Source organism: Psychrobacter sp. 1Y4, assembly GCF_051847555.1.
This window is the reverse complement of sequence record NZ_JBPYDE010000002.1, coordinates 205,777-221,886: the sequence shown is the minus strand read 5'-3', so window position 1 is coordinate 221,886 and position 16,110 is coordinate 205,777. Positions and strand designations below refer to the sequence as shown.

General features: G+C 42.0%; 18 protein-coding genes. 12 read left to right on the top strand and 6 right to left on the bottom strand.

Features of this window, described 5'->3' with window-relative positions; translation table 11 throughout:
• Positions 1-13: 13 nt before the first annotated feature.
• The gene (locus tag ACS8FC_RS02415) at positions 14-568 is read left to right on the top strand and encodes an NADPH-dependent FMN reductase (RefSeq protein WP_439295761.1); all 555 of its coding nucleotides are present in this window, start codon (positions 14-16) and stop codon (positions 566-568) included.
• The gene (locus ACS8FC_RS02410) at positions 531-1,328 is read left to right on the top strand and encodes a YoaK family protein (protein WP_439295760.1); all 798 of its coding nucleotides are present in this window, start codon (positions 531-533) and stop codon (positions 1,326-1,328) included. The genes ACS8FC_RS02415 and ACS8FC_RS02410 overlap by 38 nt, the downstream gene beginning before the upstream one ends.
• Before the next feature lie 206 nt (positions 1,329-1,534).
• Here ACS8FC_RS02410 and ACS8FC_RS02405 read toward each other — a convergent pair whose 3' ends face one another.
• On the bottom strand, positions 1,535-1,870 hold the full coding sequence (locus ACS8FC_RS02405) for a GNAT family N-acetyltransferase (protein WP_439295759.1): 336 nt from the start codon (positions 1,868-1,870) through the stop codon (positions 1,535-1,537).
• Between the two features lie 281 nt (positions 1,871-2,151).
• On the opposite strand from ACS8FC_RS02405, the gene ACS8FC_RS02400 reads away from it, so the two are divergent.
• From ACS8FC_RS02400 to ACS8FC_RS02390, 3 genes are all read left to right on the top strand, one after another.
• Positions 2,152-2,865, top strand: coding sequence for a pirin family protein (locus ACS8FC_RS02400; RefSeq protein ID WP_439261946.1), 714 nt, complete (start codon positions 2,152-2,154; stop codon positions 2,863-2,865).
• A gap of 205 nt (positions 2,866-3,070) precedes the next feature.
• Positions 3,071-4,009: a pirin family protein gene (locus ACS8FC_RS02395; RefSeq protein WP_439295758.1), complete on the top strand. Its 939-nt coding sequence runs from the start codon at positions 3,071-3,073 to the stop codon at positions 4,007-4,009.
• 206 nt (positions 4,010-4,215) lie between these two features.
• A complete protein-coding gene (locus ACS8FC_RS02390; RefSeq protein WP_439295757.1) occupies positions 4,216-4,827 on the top strand; it encodes a nitroreductase family protein in 612 nt (203 codons plus the stop codon).
• Between the two features lie 152 nt (positions 4,828-4,979).
• Here ACS8FC_RS02390 and ACS8FC_RS02385 read toward each other — a convergent pair whose 3' ends face one another.
• From ACS8FC_RS02385 to nadR, 3 genes are all read right to left on the bottom strand, one after another.
• On the bottom strand, positions 4,980-5,426 hold the full coding sequence (locus ACS8FC_RS02385) for an Mpo1 family 2-hydroxy fatty acid dioxygenase (RefSeq protein ID WP_439261940.1): 447 nt from the start codon (positions 5,424-5,426) through the stop codon (positions 4,980-4,982).
• Between the two features lie 172 nt (positions 5,427-5,598).
• Complete coding sequence (pnuC, locus tag ACS8FC_RS02380; RefSeq protein WP_439261939.1) at positions 5,599-6,342, bottom strand: nicotinamide riboside transporter PnuC; 744 nt, start codon at positions 6,340-6,342, stop codon at positions 5,599-5,601.
• A gap of 107 nt (positions 6,343-6,449) precedes the next feature.
• Complete coding sequence (nadR, locus tag ACS8FC_RS02375; protein WP_439295756.1) at positions 6,450-7,505, bottom strand: multifunctional transcriptional regulator/nicotinamide-nucleotide adenylyltransferase/ribosylnicotinamide kinase NadR; 1,056 nt, start codon at positions 7,503-7,505, stop codon at positions 6,450-6,452.
• A gap of 605 nt (positions 7,506-8,110) precedes the next feature.
• Here nadR and ACS8FC_RS02370 point away from each other — a divergent pair.
• The 4 genes from ACS8FC_RS02370 (at position 8,111) to ACS8FC_RS02355 (ending at position 12,380) form a co-directional block, all read left to right on the top strand.
• A complete protein-coding gene (locus ACS8FC_RS02370; RefSeq protein WP_439295755.1) occupies positions 8,111-8,323 on the top strand; it encodes a PspC domain-containing protein in 213 nt (70 codons plus the stop codon).
• Positions 8,324-8,744: 421 nt separating this feature from the next.
• Positions 8,745-9,740: a glycine--tRNA ligase subunit alpha gene (gene glyQ, locus ACS8FC_RS02365; RefSeq protein ID WP_439295810.1), complete on the top strand. Its 996-nt coding sequence runs from the start codon at positions 8,745-8,747 to the stop codon at positions 9,738-9,740.
• Between the two features lie 9 nt (positions 9,741-9,749).
• Complete coding sequence (glyS, locus tag ACS8FC_RS02360; RefSeq protein WP_439295754.1) at positions 9,750-11,843, top strand: glycine--tRNA ligase subunit beta; 2,094 nt, start codon at positions 9,750-9,752, stop codon at positions 11,841-11,843.
• A gap of 282 nt (positions 11,844-12,125) precedes the next feature.
• Complete coding sequence (locus ACS8FC_RS02355) at positions 12,126-12,380, top strand: hypothetical protein (RefSeq protein ID WP_439262142.1); 255 nt, start codon at positions 12,126-12,128, stop codon at positions 12,378-12,380.
• A gap of 16 nt (positions 12,381-12,396) precedes the next feature.
• Here the strand turns inward: ACS8FC_RS02355 and ACS8FC_RS02350 are convergent, their stop codons facing one another.
• Both ACS8FC_RS02350 and ACS8FC_RS02345 read right to left on the bottom strand, forming a co-directional pair.
• Positions 12,397-12,855, bottom strand: coding sequence for a cell division protein ZapA (locus tag ACS8FC_RS02350; RefSeq protein WP_439295753.1), 459 nt, complete (start codon positions 12,853-12,855; stop codon positions 12,397-12,399).
• Between the two features lie 107 nt (positions 12,856-12,962).
• Positions 12,963-13,403, bottom strand: coding sequence for a hypothetical protein (locus tag ACS8FC_RS02345; RefSeq protein WP_439295752.1), 441 nt, complete (start codon positions 13,401-13,403; stop codon positions 12,963-12,965).
• Between the two features lie 212 nt (positions 13,404-13,615).
• Between ACS8FC_RS02345 and ACS8FC_RS02340 the strand changes: the two genes are divergently transcribed.
• The 3 genes from ACS8FC_RS02340 (at position 13,616) to argE (ending at position 16,103) form a co-directional block, all read left to right on the top strand.
• Positions 13,616-14,269 carry a UPF0149 family protein gene (locus ACS8FC_RS02340; RefSeq protein ID WP_439261930.1) on the top strand — a complete coding sequence of 218 codons (654 nt, stop codon included), beginning with the start codon at positions 13,616-13,618 and terminating at the stop codon, positions 14,267-14,269.
• An 84-nt stretch (positions 14,270-14,353) separates the two neighbouring features.
• Positions 14,354-14,836, top strand: coding sequence for a nucleoside deaminase (locus ACS8FC_RS02335; protein ID WP_439261929.1), 483 nt, complete (start codon positions 14,354-14,356; stop codon positions 14,834-14,836).
• Positions 14,837-14,867: 31 nt separating this feature from the next.
• Positions 14,868-16,103, top strand: coding sequence for an acetylornithine deacetylase (argE, locus tag ACS8FC_RS02330; protein WP_439295751.1), 1,236 nt, complete (start codon positions 14,868-14,870; stop codon positions 16,101-16,103).
• The last annotated feature ends 7 nt before the right edge of the window (positions 16,104-16,110 follow it).

Sequence of the window (16,110 nt, the reverse complement as noted above, 5' to 3'; positions counted from 1 at the left end):
GGTCTTCATCATTATGAACACATCGACGAATATAGCCCTAGTCATCGGAAGCTTGCGTAAAGAATCAATTAACCGCAAGTTTGCTGAATTTATTGTGTCGCAGATACCAGAAAGTCTCACGGTAGAAGAAGTCAATATTGCAGACTTACCTCTCTATAACCAAGATTATGATGATACAACCATAGACAGCTACGAACGAGTTCGTCAGCAGTTAAAGAATGCTGACGCGGTGTTGATTGTCACACCAGAGCATAATCGCACCATGCCTGCTGCTTTAAAAAACGTCATCGACATCGCCTCTCGTCCTTATAAAGAGAGTGTGTGGGAAGGCAAAAAAGTAGCAGTAGTGACAGCATCACCAGGCACTTATGGGGGTAGAGTTAGCGGTCTCGATGTACGCAAAAGCATGCAGATGCTATCGGCTCAAATGATGATTAGCCCTGAAGTATACCTAGGCCATGCGACTGATAGCCTAAATGAAGATGGTAGTGTCAGTGAGCGCACGCAAAAATTCCTGCAAAAGTTTGTGGATGAGTTTGTCGTGTTTGCTGGAAATACTGGTGCATAACAGCGCCTCTAACAACACTGAATCTAACATTACAGCCTCTAAGAATGATAAGAGTGGCGCTCAAGATGATAAGCCGCCAAGCTTTTGGCAACGTTATCAAGCGCCTGTGTTGCTGACAGTCGTTGGTGGGGCTATCGATACTATTGGCTTTATCACCTTGTTTGGGTTTTTTACCGCTCATGTCACTGGTAACTTGGTGCTGGCAGGTAGCGGTCTGGTGAAAGGCGAAGATGGTCTATGGATTAAGCTTGCGTCTGTACCATTGTTTATTTTGACGGTAGTAGTAACGAAGATATACATAGATAAAAGCAAAAAACAGCAGCTGATACTGAGTCATTTATTATTAGCTGAAGCAGTGTTTTTGACCGCATTTATGGTTGCAGGCTTGTCTTTTCAACCTTTTATCGATGCAGGCGATATTACCGTTGCAATAACTGGCGGTTTGGGTTTGACTGCGTTAGCGATTCGTAATACTGCTAGCAAAACAGTCATCAAGCACATGAGTCCAACGGTACTGATGACTGGCAATACGACGCAACTAGGGATAGGTCTATCGGACTACTTATCCAATAGAACGTCTGAAAATGCTAAAAAGTTGGGACATAGCTCAGCACTGGTCATAAGCTTTGTAATAGGCGCGTTGTTAGGCGCTGTACTATATGTCAAGTTGAGCTATTGGGCCGTTGGTCTGTTTGTACTGCCCGTACTCTATTTATCATTTTTGGCCAAAGATAAAGAATTTTTACAGAATATTGGTTAAGAGCTTTTTGTGTTGTTAAGTCGCTCTGTTAATTTATTATTTGTTAAAGTAGGGCTATTCAATTACGACAGTCTAATCTTCAATGAGTAAACCATCAAAGGTAAAGATTTTTGAAAAAGGTTAAATAGTTTATCGTTAAATCAAAAACGCCACGCTTTTTAGCATGGCGTTTTTTTGTCTTTAAAATCTGATGTTCAAAATGTGAGTTACGGCGTAGCGTTATGAAAGACAGAGTTGTCTTGATACTCAGGATGCTTGTCGATGTAGGATTTGACGTAAGGACAAGTCGGTTTAACTCTTAAACCCTTTGCCGCTGCATCATCTAAGATGTATTTCACTAAGTAACCGGCGATACCCTGACCACCAAGCGCTTCTGGCACTTCAGTATGTTTATACTCGATGCCTTTTTCACCCTGACTGGTAGTAAAAAACTCGTAGTCCTCTAATGCAATTTGATCATCAATATGGATCTCAAAACGTTTTTGTTCAGTATTGTCAATGACCTCATAATCTAGAGGCTGTTTGTTTAATTCATTAGACATGTTTAGCTTTCCTTATTAGTTAATATTATGTGTTTAACGTTTTATAAATTTAACACAATTTAGTTAACATTAATAATATTAACAGCTTATGCTGATTGTTCTGTTATGAATATATTACTCTATTTAGGTTTTTATATTGTTCTTGAAATAAGAATAGTTATTTGCTATTTACCTTGTTTATCTCTCAACCAACAACAATTATAATAGCTCCATTGTTTAGACAAGTTCGTTAATCATAAATTTTCAGACATGTTTAACTACTCAATAAATAAGGATAAATTATGAAAACTATCTATCATGCAGCAGATTCTCGTGGTGATGCAAACCATGGCTGGCTCAAAAGCAAGCACACCTTTAGCTTTGCAAACTACCACAATCCAGAACGTATGGGCTTTGGCGCACTACGCGTAATCAACGATGACCATGTGAGCGCAGGTCAAGGTTTTGGTAAGCATTCGCACCGTGATATGGAAATCATTAGTATTCCATTATCGGGTAAGCTTGGTCATGGCGATAATATTGGTAACAACGGCATCATCGAAACGGGTGAAATCCAAGTCATGTCAGCCGGTACTGGTATCACGCATAGTGAGATGAATGGCGACAATGAAGAAGATGTAAAGTTTCTACAGATCTGGGTCATTCCAAACAAAATGAATGTAGAGCCTCGTTATCAGCAAGTACGCATGGACGATATCATGCAGCATAATGAGTTCACCCAAGTACTGTCACCTAATCCTGACGATGCTGGCGTGTGGATTCATCAAAATGCTTGGTTCAGCATGGGCGATTTTGACAAAGGCGTCACTCAGACCTATCAGCTAAACGATGCCAATAACGGTGTTTATATATTGGTTCTTGAAGGTAAGGTCACTGTAAACGGTCACACTTTGGATACTCGTGATGGCCTTGGTGTTTGGGATACTAAGAACTTCACAATGGATGTAGAAGAAGACGCTAAAGTACTACTAATGGAAGTACCGATGAGTTTATAAGCCACTTTGAGCTTATAAGATACGTCTTTTTAAATGATAATATTTAGAAGATGTTAAGATTATAAAATACGATAATTAAAAGTAGCGTGGTGAGATATTTATAACATCTATGTTTTAGCGCTACTTTTATTTTTACATACCGTATGTCAGGCCGTATCATTTTCATTACATTGACTGTCACATAATAGATAATAAGAGGTGAACCATGAGTATCGAAACCCTAGAACCGCGTTTGGCAGATGTTGGCGGTATTCCAATTGCCCGTCTTTTACCAAATAAAGGCAAAGAGCCTATTGGTCCTTGGTGCTTTTTGGATCATGCAGGCCCTGCCGAATTCGATGAAGATGACTCAGGCATGCAAGTCGGCCGTCATCCGCATACTAATCTGCAAACTTTTAGCTGGATGTTGAATGGCGAAGTGCTGCACAAAGACAGCTTGGGTAACGAGCAAGTTATTACCAAAAACCAAGTCAATGTCATGACTGCAGGGACAGGCCTTAATCGCGGTATCAGCCATACTGAGCAAAGTGTCTTCCCAGATACGGGTGGCTCACCAGATGCGGCACGTGCGCTAAGCATGGTGCAACTATGGATCGCACTACCAACCGACCAAGAGATTGAGCCAAGTTTCCATCATTATCCAGAGCTACCAACGTGGACGGAAGATAGCGTTGAGATGATTCTGACGACCGGTAGCTATAACAGTATCACAGGGGAGCGCTATGAGGCGCCAACCGTACAGTACTCAAAAATGGTCGGTATCGATGTGTACTGGGTCGAAGACGGTGAAGTTACGCTGAACCTAGAGCCAGGCTTTGAGTATGGGATCTTGGTGACCGAAGGCGAGATTGAGTCTGAGGGCAAAGTCTGCCCGCAAGATCAGCTACTACGCTTCCACGATAGCGATGTCGCTAACAATGAGAGCATCAAGCTGGTCGCTAAAAAGGGTACTCGTGTGATGTTTATCGGCGGTGAGCCTTTGAATAATCAAGTACTACTATGGTGGAACTTCGTCGCTGATAATAAAGAAGAGATTGAGCAATCAATTATTGACTGGAACAATGGTCATGAGCGCTTTGGCGATGTTGATTCTGATATGAAGCGGTTGGTAGCGCCAGAATTACCTGAAGGCTTTAAAGGCTAATTTGATAACAAAGACGATTTGTTAAATTATCTTTTTAAAGAAGATTTATAATTAAGTTTTTTTACAAAAAGGAAATAAGGATTTAATCCAGTTTTCTTTATAATAAATGAAATTAATCTAGTGGATGGTTATCAGATATGACTTTTTAATCATACTCATCTAGCGTTTATTTTAATCAATACACATTAATAATTTGGAGAAAATCTATGTCAGACCTAAAAGATCTACAACAATTGGCTGAAAAACGTCGTTCTATCTATGCACTAAGCAATAAGCTGCCAGTGTCTAATGATGAGGTCATTAAACTGGTTGAGCATGCTATTTTGCACACGCCATCAGCGTTTAACTCACAATCAACGCGTATCGTTGTATTATTCGGTGACGATCATCAAAAGCTGTGGGATATCACTGAAGAGACCTTGAAGGTTATAGTTGGCGATAATGAGAAGTTCCAAGGTACGAAAGATAAAATCGCAGGCTTTAAAGCAGGCGCCGGTACGATATTGTTCTTTGAAGACAAAGGCGTGGTCAGAAACATGCAAGAAGCAGCGCCTTTATATGCGGACAAATTCCCAATTTGGGCACACCAAACCAACGCCATGCATCAGTATGTGATTTGGACGGCATTGGCAAGTATCGATGTTGGCGCAAACTTGCAACATTATAATCCAGTAATTGACCAGCAAGTTGCCGATACTTGGAATATCGCTGATGACTGGGAGTTGAATGCACAAATGGTGTTTGGTGCGATCGAGCAGCCAGCTGGCGACAAAGAGTTTAAGCCAGTAGAAGAGCGTATGAAAGTATTTGGTAAATAATACCCAGGCTCAGTAATATAAAAGATGAAGAGCTAAAAAAAGCGCCATCCAGTTAAGGGGTGGCGCTTTTTTAGGTGTAAAAACTATCAATACGTAAGTTGTGGCTACATAGCGCGCTAAACATAAAGCGTTGCGCTGTTAAACGGTGGTTATTAGCTGTTTTTGCCACCCATAAGGCTGTTGGCCACCCAAGCAGGGCCAATCAATAAAAACTGTAAGTCTTCAAAAAACGATGGTTTTTTGCCTTCAATTTTATGACCGATAAACTGTCCAATCCAAGCGACAATAAAAATACCTGCCCAAATCTTAAATCCCCATGGCAGCAAGCTCATCACTGACAGACAAATAAGAATGAAAATTCCCATCGCCATAAATAGTGGCGTAGAGAGTTGCATATAAAATAGTAATACCAAAGCACTAAGTACCAGAGTAAACCAGACTGAGAGCGACATTCCCATCCCTAAAAGGCTGACAAAGATAGTCGGGACGCAAAGCCAATGAATTTTCTTATTGACTAAGTTTTGGTGGCTGACAGAGTACTCACTGAGCCATTGTTCAAGTGTACGTTTGGACATACCTGTACGATTGATACGCGACATACTAACCTCCTTGTTAGTGTTTGAGTGCTTACGAGTAGTTAAGTCATTACTGAACCATCAGTTTTAACACTATCTAAGACAATCTACCATATTATTAGCTAGACCATGCAGTCATAAGGCCTTGTTTTGGTAGCGTTATTCGCCATTTAACTATCTAATATTCTTATTAACTTTAAACTTCTACTGCATCTTGCTCGCTACGATGCCATTCGTACAAGCCGATAAAGGCATTGACTTGATAAACCATGGTTTGAATAGCAAAAATATAGTTGCCAGACATCAAGTTTACGATTAACCAAACGAAGTTGACGATAATCCACAGCCACCAGTTAAACGAATAGCGCAGAACCATAGCAGCCTGTGCGGTAATAGACAGTACAAAGGCTAAGACGTTGATCCAAAAAAAAGAAATAACGCCCAAAAACTTACTATTATCATCTTCTACAACAGCATAACCATAGCTTGCTAGTATGTCGTTGACTGTCGGAAATAGTGCTAAACCAATGACAATAAAGGTGGCGGTGATAAGCCAAACCCATTTACTGGCTGATTTAGGTACCATGTCCCCATCGAGGTCGGTGTGCTTGGACCAATAAAACAATCCATAAACATGGGTAAAAAAGTTAAATAATGGCGCAAGCATCAAGCCCACTGCACCAGACGTTGCTTGTACGACCACCTCACCAGCGGTCGCCGCCATACCAAGACCGTTACCCATGACGTTTTTGCGAAATGACAGCGACACCACACAGATCAAGCCGACAAAAGAGACTCCCAAATAAAACATGTCAAGGGTTGTGTGTTCTGTAGTGAGCCAAAAGCCTGTAGATAGTGCAACCACACCGCAAATGAACCAGATAACAATCCATTGCATGGACCATTTTCCAGTAATGTTATCTAATAGCTGAATGCGCATAACTTGTTTTCCTAAAAATATATCAGGGAGGTACTGACAAAAATGATATTATTATAAATGTGGTATTCGTGAATCTCCGAAACTTCGGATTATGATGAAACTTTAAACTATGATTTTGGTATGTTTTTACCATAAATATACTGATCGATAAATCGTAACGCTTGCTGATAGCGAGCGTCGTAGTCAGGTTCATCGATCAAATATGGTGCTATATCATGCCGTACAAATATATCGATAAGACGCTGCTCAAAACGTCCACGTGCATCAGGGTCTCCCAATGAGCGCATGCCATCGTCAACCCATGGTGTGTTGTTATCTAGCATGATCGTATGGTCTAAGCGAAACTCGTCAATACTGGCAGTGACAAATGGGTGAGTACGACCTTCATACTCTTCACAAAATGCTTGTGTGGTCACAAAATCTGTATCAACAATAGTAACAGGGGCGGTTGCTACAGCAGTAGCATCTCGAATGGCCTGTGCATGATCAAGCGCAATAGGCCCATAATCACTGTATTGTAGACCAATTTCACTACCGCCTAAGTCCGTCCCTACGTACAAGCGTCCCATCTCTAACGCAAAACTCGCCCCATAATAGTTAGCAAGCTTATGGACTAAAGTGGTCTTCCCTGAGCTTTCACCGCCAACGATAGCGACCGTCTTTGTGTAATCACCGCGTGCTTGTGGATGAATCGCTGACCAATGGGCGATGGGATCACAAGCGATAGCATAAGAGTCAAATTCAGGCTGAAGTGGGGTAGTGACCACTGTCATCAGTAATTGCTCATGAATGTCGCTCTGCGCCAATGGATGATTATCCGCGACGAATAAAACCGCTTCTGCGGGTAAGTTGAGCGCAGCGATTAAACGTTGCAGTCTAGCATTGCTGGCTGGGACATCAATCTTGATATCATCAAAGCTATCATGAAGTGGTAGCTCAATCTCATGAGTGGTGTGAATGTGGATAAACGGCAGATCTGCACAAGCCATCTGGAGCCAGCGGGCTTTATCTTGTAGCGTAATAGTGAAGTCTGGATGCGGTGACGGGTGAGCGGTAATGATGATGTGTAACGATTTTGCTTGTCCTGCAGCGTCTAAAATACTACGCATTTGCCCTAAGTGTAGCGGTTCAAAGTGTCCAATCATCAAGCCGTTATCGTACATATTGTTCCCTAAGTTGTTCTCTAAAAGTGACTTATCAAATGTTTTATTGCTCAAATTTTTATCTGTTATTTATCATGGATTATATGACACAGAGCCTTACTTAGCACAGACTATATAAAGCTTTTCGCTCTGATGCAGGTACCTTATTGTAAACTACTGCTTGGTTTTTGTGAGTCTATTTCAATACGTCACTATATCAAACGATAAAATTATCCATTATTGACTAACCATACTTTTATATCAAAAGTAACAGAGCAAACTACCAGTAGAATAAGAGAAAGATAAGCGTAACAAAGGTTATTCTGAAACATTTTGAAATACCTATTTAAAATCAAGTAGTTAGAGGTGGTCATCGATATATTAGGGTAAGTTTAAGTAGCATAAATTCACAAAGCATACCTACATGAATAACAGATGGTAAGTAAATCATTGCTATAATTATCTCAAGTCAAAAAACAACAAATGCGCAAACAAACACTATTAGAATTTTTACTGAAAGTTGAGTTAATAACGGTTTGGTTTTCTAATAATTGTTCAAAGCATGATTTTCACGCATTTTATAATAATAACGCTAATTGAAAGTAAAAAAAGAAGAGGTATGGATTTTGGGTAAATTAGCAAAATTACATCGTTCACAAAATAGCCGTATGATCGCTGGTGTGATGGGAGGTATTGCAGAGTATGTAGGTTGGTCACCAACTTGGGTACGCCTTTTATTTGTAATAATCTCTACGTTGAGTGCAGCAGTACCTGGCATATTAATTTACGTTATCTTATGGGTCGTTATGCCTAAAGCCTCAAATCAGTCTTATCAGTAATATAATTTATAGTCAGTTATACAGCATTATCAAACTTAATAAACGAATAATAATAATAGTAACATGCTACAAAGGTTGCTTATAAAGTGCACAAGCCTTAAGCATAAATCAATAGCAGCCATACAGCTTTCCTCCTGCCCAGATGTTAATTCATCTGGGTATTTTTTTGTTGTCTGGTTTTACGCTACTTGATGATCATGACGTTTATGAATGTCTAGATACCATTTTATTATTCGATATGACTTACTAGCAAGATAAATTTAGTTGCGGTAAATATGGATAAAATATCCGTTTTTTAGTAAGGTGAGCAGGCAAATAGATATGTAGCCAAATGCGCTACACGAACAGTTAGCATAGATGTTTGTTACGTTCGGTCTAACCTTCTTAATTCCATAGTGATTTTCTTATGAATTCTCAACCGATGACTTTTCAAGATTTAATCTTAACCTTACAGAATTATTGGGCTGACAAAGGCTGTGTGGTCTTGCAACCTTATGATATGGAAGTTGGCGCGGGTACCTTTCATACGGCGACTTTTTTGCGCTCACTTGGTCCTGAGCGTTGGAACGCCGCTTATGTGCAGCCATCACGTCGTCCAACTGATGGCCGTTACGGCGATAACCCCAACCGTCTACAGCATTACTATCAGTTTCAAGTAGTGCTAAAACCCAACCCGCCCAATATCCAAGAGTTATATTTAGACTCATTAAGAGCCATTGGTATTGATCCTTTAGTGCATGATGTGCGTTTCGTTGAGGATAATTGGGAATCACCTACGCTTGGCGCTTGGGGGCTTGGTTGGGAGATTTGGCTCAACGGTATGGAGGTGACGCAGTTCACTTATTTTCAGCAAGTCGGCGGTATTGAATGCTTCCCAGTCACAGGCGAGATTACTTATGGTCTTGAACGCTTGGCGATGTATGTACAAGGCGTCGATAGTGTTTATGACTTGGTTTGGACAGATGGTGAGTTTGGCCGTGTCACCTATGGCGATGTCTTTCATCAAAACGAAGTTGAACAATCAACCTATAACTTTGAGCACGCTGATGTGCCAAAGATGGGTGAGTTTTTTGATTTTTATGAAGCGCAAGCGGATAAATTGGTTGCCGAAGGCTTGCCATTACCAGCGTATGAGATGGTGCTAAAAGCCTCACATGCTTTCAATTTGCTCGATGCACGCGGTGCTATTTCGGTTACTGAACGTCAGCGCTTCATTTTACGTGTGCGAACGCTAGCGCGTAAAGTGGCTCTTAGTTATGTCGAAGCGCGTGCCAAGCTTGGTTTTCCATTGGCAGATGACGATCACCGTCAAGCGGCGCTTGATAAGTATTTGCCAAAAGAAGAGCCTGAGACGGCAGCTGAAATAGCGGACAAAAACCAGTCTAACGACAATCATCAAACGACTAATAATAAATAGGAGCATCCCATGAGTACGATATTATTTGAATTGGGGTGTGAAGAGCTGCCTCCAAAAAGCCTAAAACCACTACGTGATGCCATGCAAGCCAGTGTCATCGAACAATTAAACGAATTTAATATTAGCTTTGATAGTATTAAAGCTTTTGCCGCACCGCGTCGTTTGGCACTTCAGATTCAAGGAATTAGCGATAAGCAGCCAGATCGCATGGAACAAAAGCGTGGCCCTGCTATTAAAGCGGCATTTGACGCTGATGGTAACCCGACGCGCGCAGCAATGGGCTTTGCCAAAGGCTTAGGCATCAATGCCAGCGAGCTTGTCACTATCAACACCGATAAAGGCGATTATGTTGGCTACGAGCAGACCATTCATGGTCAGGCAACGACTGAGTTACTGCCTACTATTTTTCAGGCAGCGCTAGATAATTTGCCAATTGCCAAACGCATGCGTACAGGTGCGAGTCGTGATGAGTTCGTGCGTCCAGTACAGTGGACAGTATTAATGCAAGATGATGCTGTCATTGATGCGGTGATTCAGGGACATCAGACCAGCAATCAAACCCGCGGTCACCGCTTCCACAGTCCTGACTATCATAATATTGCTCACGCCAATGATTATGAGGAGCTCCTTACTGACCTAAAAGTTGTGGCCGATTTTGATAAGCGTCAAACAATGATCAAAAACCAAGTCAAAGCATTGGCGGATGAAGTCAATGCTGATGCGATCGTGCCGCAAGACTTGCTTGATGAAGTGACGGCGTTGGTCGATTACCCTATTGCATTACGTGCAAGCTTTGAGCCGCGCTTTTTGCAAGTGCCACAAGAAGCGCTAATCTCCACCATGCAAGCGGATCAAAAGTACTTTTGCTTGACTGATAAAGCAGGTAAGTTGCAACCGTACTTTATTTTTATTACTAATATCGAGTCAAAAGACCCCAATCAAATCATCGAGGGTAATGAGAAAGTGGTGCGACCACGTCTGGCTGATGCCGAGTTTTTCTTCTTACAAGATCAAAAGCAGCCATTGTTTGCACTAACTGAAAGCCTCAAAACCCGTGTGTTTCAAGACAAGCTGGGTACGATTTGGGAAAAGTCTGAGCGTATTGCTAAGCTTGCTGCCTTTATTGCTACCTTGATGCAACAGCAAGATCGTGATATTAGTGTTGATGAAACAGTACGCGCGGCTATGTTGTCCAAGGCGGACTTGGCAAGCTCGCTTGTTGGTGAGTATCCTGAATTGCAAGGTATCGCTGGTACTTATTATGCGCGTTTAAATGATGAGCCAGAAGCCGTCGCTACAAGCCTGCAAGAGCAGTATTTACCTAAATTTAGCGGCGATATATTACCGCAGACGCAGATTGGTATCTGCTTAGCGCTAGCTGATCGCTTAGATACGCTCGTCGGTATCTTTGCAATCGATCAAGCGCCAACTGGTTCAAAAGATCCGTTTAGCCTGCGTCGCTCTGCTATTGGTATCTTGCGGATTTTAATTGAAAAACAGCTACCGATTAATTTGGTAGCATTGGTTGAGCAAGCGATCAAAGGCTACAGCACAAGCGATGGCAGCAAAATCACTAAGATGGGTGATACTTTCACCCAAGTGATGGCGTTCTTAAATTCGCGTTATCGAGCGATGTATACAGAGCAAGGAGTGAGCGTCGATACCATCCAAGCAGTACAAGCGATTAATCCGCATATGCCACTAGATTTTGATCAGCGTATTCGCGCAGTACAAGCGTTTAGCGAGTTGCCTCAAGCTTCGATGTTAGCCGACTCTAATAAACGGGTGGCTAATATTTTAGCCAAGTCAGAAATAACCGTTGCTGACAATGTCGATGAAGCATTACTGAGCGAAGCGGCCGAACAGAATCTGTATCAAGCTGTTCAGCAAGCACAAGAGGCTGTAGAACCGCTACTTGAGCAAGCTGATTATACGCAAATATTGCAAACGCTCGCCAGCTTAGATGGGCCATTGACGCAGTTCTTTGATAACGTGATGGTCAATAGTGACGATGCAGCGCTTAAAAACAACCGCTTAGCCTTGCTCAAACAAGTACGAGCCTTGTTCTTAACCGTGGCTGACATCAGCGAGCTACAACTATAACCTTATGGTTTAAGCTCGCTTAAATTGTTTTTGCAAAGTAGTGCACTAATAATAAAAAACTGACCCTAATGAGTCAGTTTTTTATTCTCTTTAAAAAGCGTTTTTAAAAAGTGCTAAGCGCTTGGTAACAATTAATATGACAGTAAACAAACAGAGCAAAGATTGTGCTTATAGTTTAACTTACAGTACACTTCATACCGTACCTATAGTATATAAATTATCTATCTAAGGAGCATGACCGTGGCTGCTGCTATTATTATAATCATTCTTATTTGGGTCTCAATGTGGGGGTTTTATAAGTTCATGTACCCACGAGCACCCAAAAGTATGATGCCAAAAGAAGGGGATGTGACCACACCGCGCAATTGCGATTTTTGTGGGCACAGCTTGGCTGAATATCGCGGCGTCCTCGAAAGCCAGCCTAATTTGGCCACAGATAGCGATGGGCATACTGTAGCCAATAAAGAACTATTTTTTTGTAATTATGAGCATCAAGCAGACTTTCATGCTGGTAAGCATTATCAGCCAGAAGGGTAGTCTGTCATTTATGAGCTTACAAAATAGACTGTGCATCTTTCATAATTTTTCTAAGCAGTGCTTCAGCTTGTTTAGATGCTTGAGCAGTCTCGTCATCTGATTTTTTATGAGCATGAATTTTTTCATAAAGGTTCAAGCAGCATAGTACGAGTAAGTTTTCTTGACTTAAGTTCGGCGCATCTTTTTTGATATTGAGCAAAAAGTCATTGATATAATATACTGCTGAGCGTAGCTCCGCTTCTTCATTTGCAGGGCAATAAATTTGATAGGTCACACCAGCGATGACAATGTCTACTTTTTTCATTTCTGGTTCCAAAGTCGCAGGTTTTGCGCTTGTATTAGAGGCAGAGCTCCTAGAAGCTGAGTTGTTAGAAGTCAAGTTTGCATTGTCAGCGCGCTGTTTTGATGCTTCATTTTGGTTTTGCTGAGATTGCAGTTTGTCTTTTTGAGTGGCGTTGCTATTGTTATCAGTCATAGAGAATCCTACAAGTTAACGTCGTTAAAATAGTATCATTAGCCCAGACATCATTAATACATGATGCACCGCAGCATTATTAAATTAAAGTATATAAAAAACTATGCTTAGCCTTCCATTTGATCAATACGCGTCAATCGTTTTAGTACGACTTGCGTACGTTCAGCGGCGAGCTGATTTTTTTCTTGTAAGTCATGATTTTGCTTTTTGATATCGCTATTTTGTTGCTTAAGTTCATTGTTGTGCTGTTGTAGCTCATTATTCTTATGCTGCAAATCACTTATCTGTTTATGCAGTTGGTCTTGTTCTTCGCCAATCATATGATGTGCTTCAGCGAGGCTTTGATAGCGTTTATCCAGATCGCCCAACTGTTTTTTGGCATTATCGTTTTCAGATTTAAAGCTGTTTAGCTGGGTTTTAAGCGCTGCTAGTTCTTTTGGGTCGCTATTTGGCTTTTGTTTGAGGCTGCTAAGTTCGCTACTGACGAGCTGATACTGCTTTTTTATATCGAGTATCATTTTTTCTAAGTTTTTGAGTTGATCGTACATAGTCAGTTATTATCCTTAACAAGTAATGTGTGGAGGAATTTTCTTCGTTACGTTTAATAATGCCATAGGTGACCGCATAATATCTATATCAACAAAGTAATTGCACGTATTGTGCTCCATTTTTTGCTTTTATTGGCTGTAATCTTATAAATAGTATGAAATTACAGCTATTTTAAATGAATAAGTACCGACTAATTGATAGGACGATAGTTATGAATGACAACATCTCAGGCTGGAATACTTGGTCAAATACCATTGAAGATTGGACTGATGTTAGCATTAGTGAGCTACATGGTTTGATGACAGGCTTGATGACAGCATGCAATGCTCCTAGTGAGCAAGAATGGGCGACTGTCCTTGCAGAGCTAAGTTTTGCACCATTGCCAGACGCGGCGCTAACCTTATTGGCAGAGGAGGGCGAAGATACAGTATTTCAGCTAAAAGACAAAGACGATGCCTATGCATATATGCCACTTGTCCCTGATGACGAACATAGCTTATACGAACGTGTCATTGCTTTGAAACAGTGGGCGAATGGTTTTATGACAGGGTTTGGGGTTACTGATTGTGGTCTGACTGCTGAAGAAAATGAGATGCTTTCAGATTTGGCCAAAATTGGGGCTATCCGCCTTGAAGAAGATGAAGAATATGAGGGCGGTGAAGAGTCTTACCTTTATATTTATGAGTTTGCGCGTATGATACCTGTAAGCTTTGCCACCCGTAAGCGTAAACCTGTCAAAGATATCGCCCTGATTTCTGGACTGGCCATTGATGCTAAAACGACCAAAGAGTTACAAGCAGAAGGTAAGCTGCCGAAACCGATGCCACCAGTGATAGATATCATGAATCAAAACAATCCGTCATAATTGAATCGTTATAATAAGCAGTGTGATAGGAGTGCTGGTTGACAGTAAGCTTATAAGCTATAAGCGATTAAAAAGGAGACTGTGATGATAACAGACAAAGACATGCAACATCTGCGTCGCTGCGTTGAGCTTGCCGCCGAAGCTTTGGAAGCGGGCGATGAGCCATTCGGTAGCGTATTAGTGGATAGCGAGGGTCATGTATTACATGAAGATCGTAACCGTGCCAATACGGTTGATGCGACTTATCACCCTGAGATTGCTGTCGCCAAATGGGCGGCTCAAAACATGGACCCTGATGCGCGTGCAAAAGCAGTGGTCTATACCTCAGGCGAGCACTGTGCTATGTGTTCTGCTGCGCATGCTTGGGCAGGATTGGGGCGTATTGTTTACGTTAGCTCATCGAAACAGTTGGGCGAATGGATGGAGGAGATGGGCATTAAATCTTCTTCTCCTATCAATACCTTGTCGATTCAGGAAGTGGCTCCGAACATACCAGTAGAGGGCCCAGTTACTGATTTAGACAACAAGGTAAAAGAGTTACACCGGCGCTCAATCCAGAAAGACTAATGTTTGTTTTATATCGTAATGAGGATGTTCTATGGCTATGAGTAGTAGTAACGATGATGATAATCAAACCTTGTCTCATGTGACGTATCCTGCGCAAAGTATCGATTGGCTAGAGCGTCTGATAGGCTTTGATACGGTCAGTCGCCATTCCAATTTAGCGTTGATCGAAGATGTACAAGCCTATTGTGAGCAATTGGGCTTATCGGTGGATTTGACTTTTAATGAGGCTAAAAATAAAGCCAATTTATTTGTCACCGTCCCAGCAGGAGCCAACGCTGATGAGGTGAACCGTGGCCTTGTGTTGTCTGGTCATACGGATGTAGTGCCAGTTGATGGACAAGAGTGGGCATCGGAGCCATTCACCGCGACCATTCGTGGTGACAAGCTATATGGGCGCGGTGCTTGTGACATGAAAGGCTTTATTGCCTGTAGCTTAACGGTGCTACCTAAAGCAGTAGAATTATCTAAAGCGGGTAAGCTGAGCCGTCCGCTGCATCTGGCACTATCCTTTGATGAAGAGGTGGGCTGTTTGGGTGCGCCGCTGATTTTAGCGGATATCGAGGCGCGCGGTATCACTCCTGATTATTGTATCGTCGGTGAGCCAACCAATATGACGGTGGTTGTGGCACATAAAGGCATTGCTGTTTATCGCTGCCGCGTCCATGGCAAGTCTGTGCATTCATCATTGACCAAACAGGGCGTCAATGCCATCAGCTATGCCAGTCGTCTAATCGGCTATGTCGATGAGTTGGCGGAAGAGATTAGCCAGCGTGATGACAACGATGACATGTTTGATGTGCCTTTTTCAACCATGTCAGTGGGTACAATAAAAGGCGGCACAGCGACCAATATCGTACCCAATCTGTGCGAGTTCACCTTTGACTATCGTAATCTACCGCATATGACGCAAGAGAATATTGTAGCGCCCATCCAAGCTAAAATTGCCGAGCTAAACGCGCAGATGCAAGCGCGGTCTCCTGAAACCGGTATCGAGCTGATACAGGAAGAGGGCGTACCCGCAATGAACGATAATAATAATGATGAGCTACAAACGCTGATAGCGGCATTAACGGGCGATAATGAGCGCCATAAAGTGGCTTATGCCACCGAAGGCGGGCAGTTTACCAATTCTGGCATTCCGACCATTATTTGTGGCCCCGGCAGCATTGAGCAGGCGCATAAAGCCGATGAGTTCGTGGCATTGAGTGAGATTGCGCGCTGTAATGAGTTTTTACAAAAATTGCTTAAGAGCTGTGCGGTTAGTTAAGGCAGTA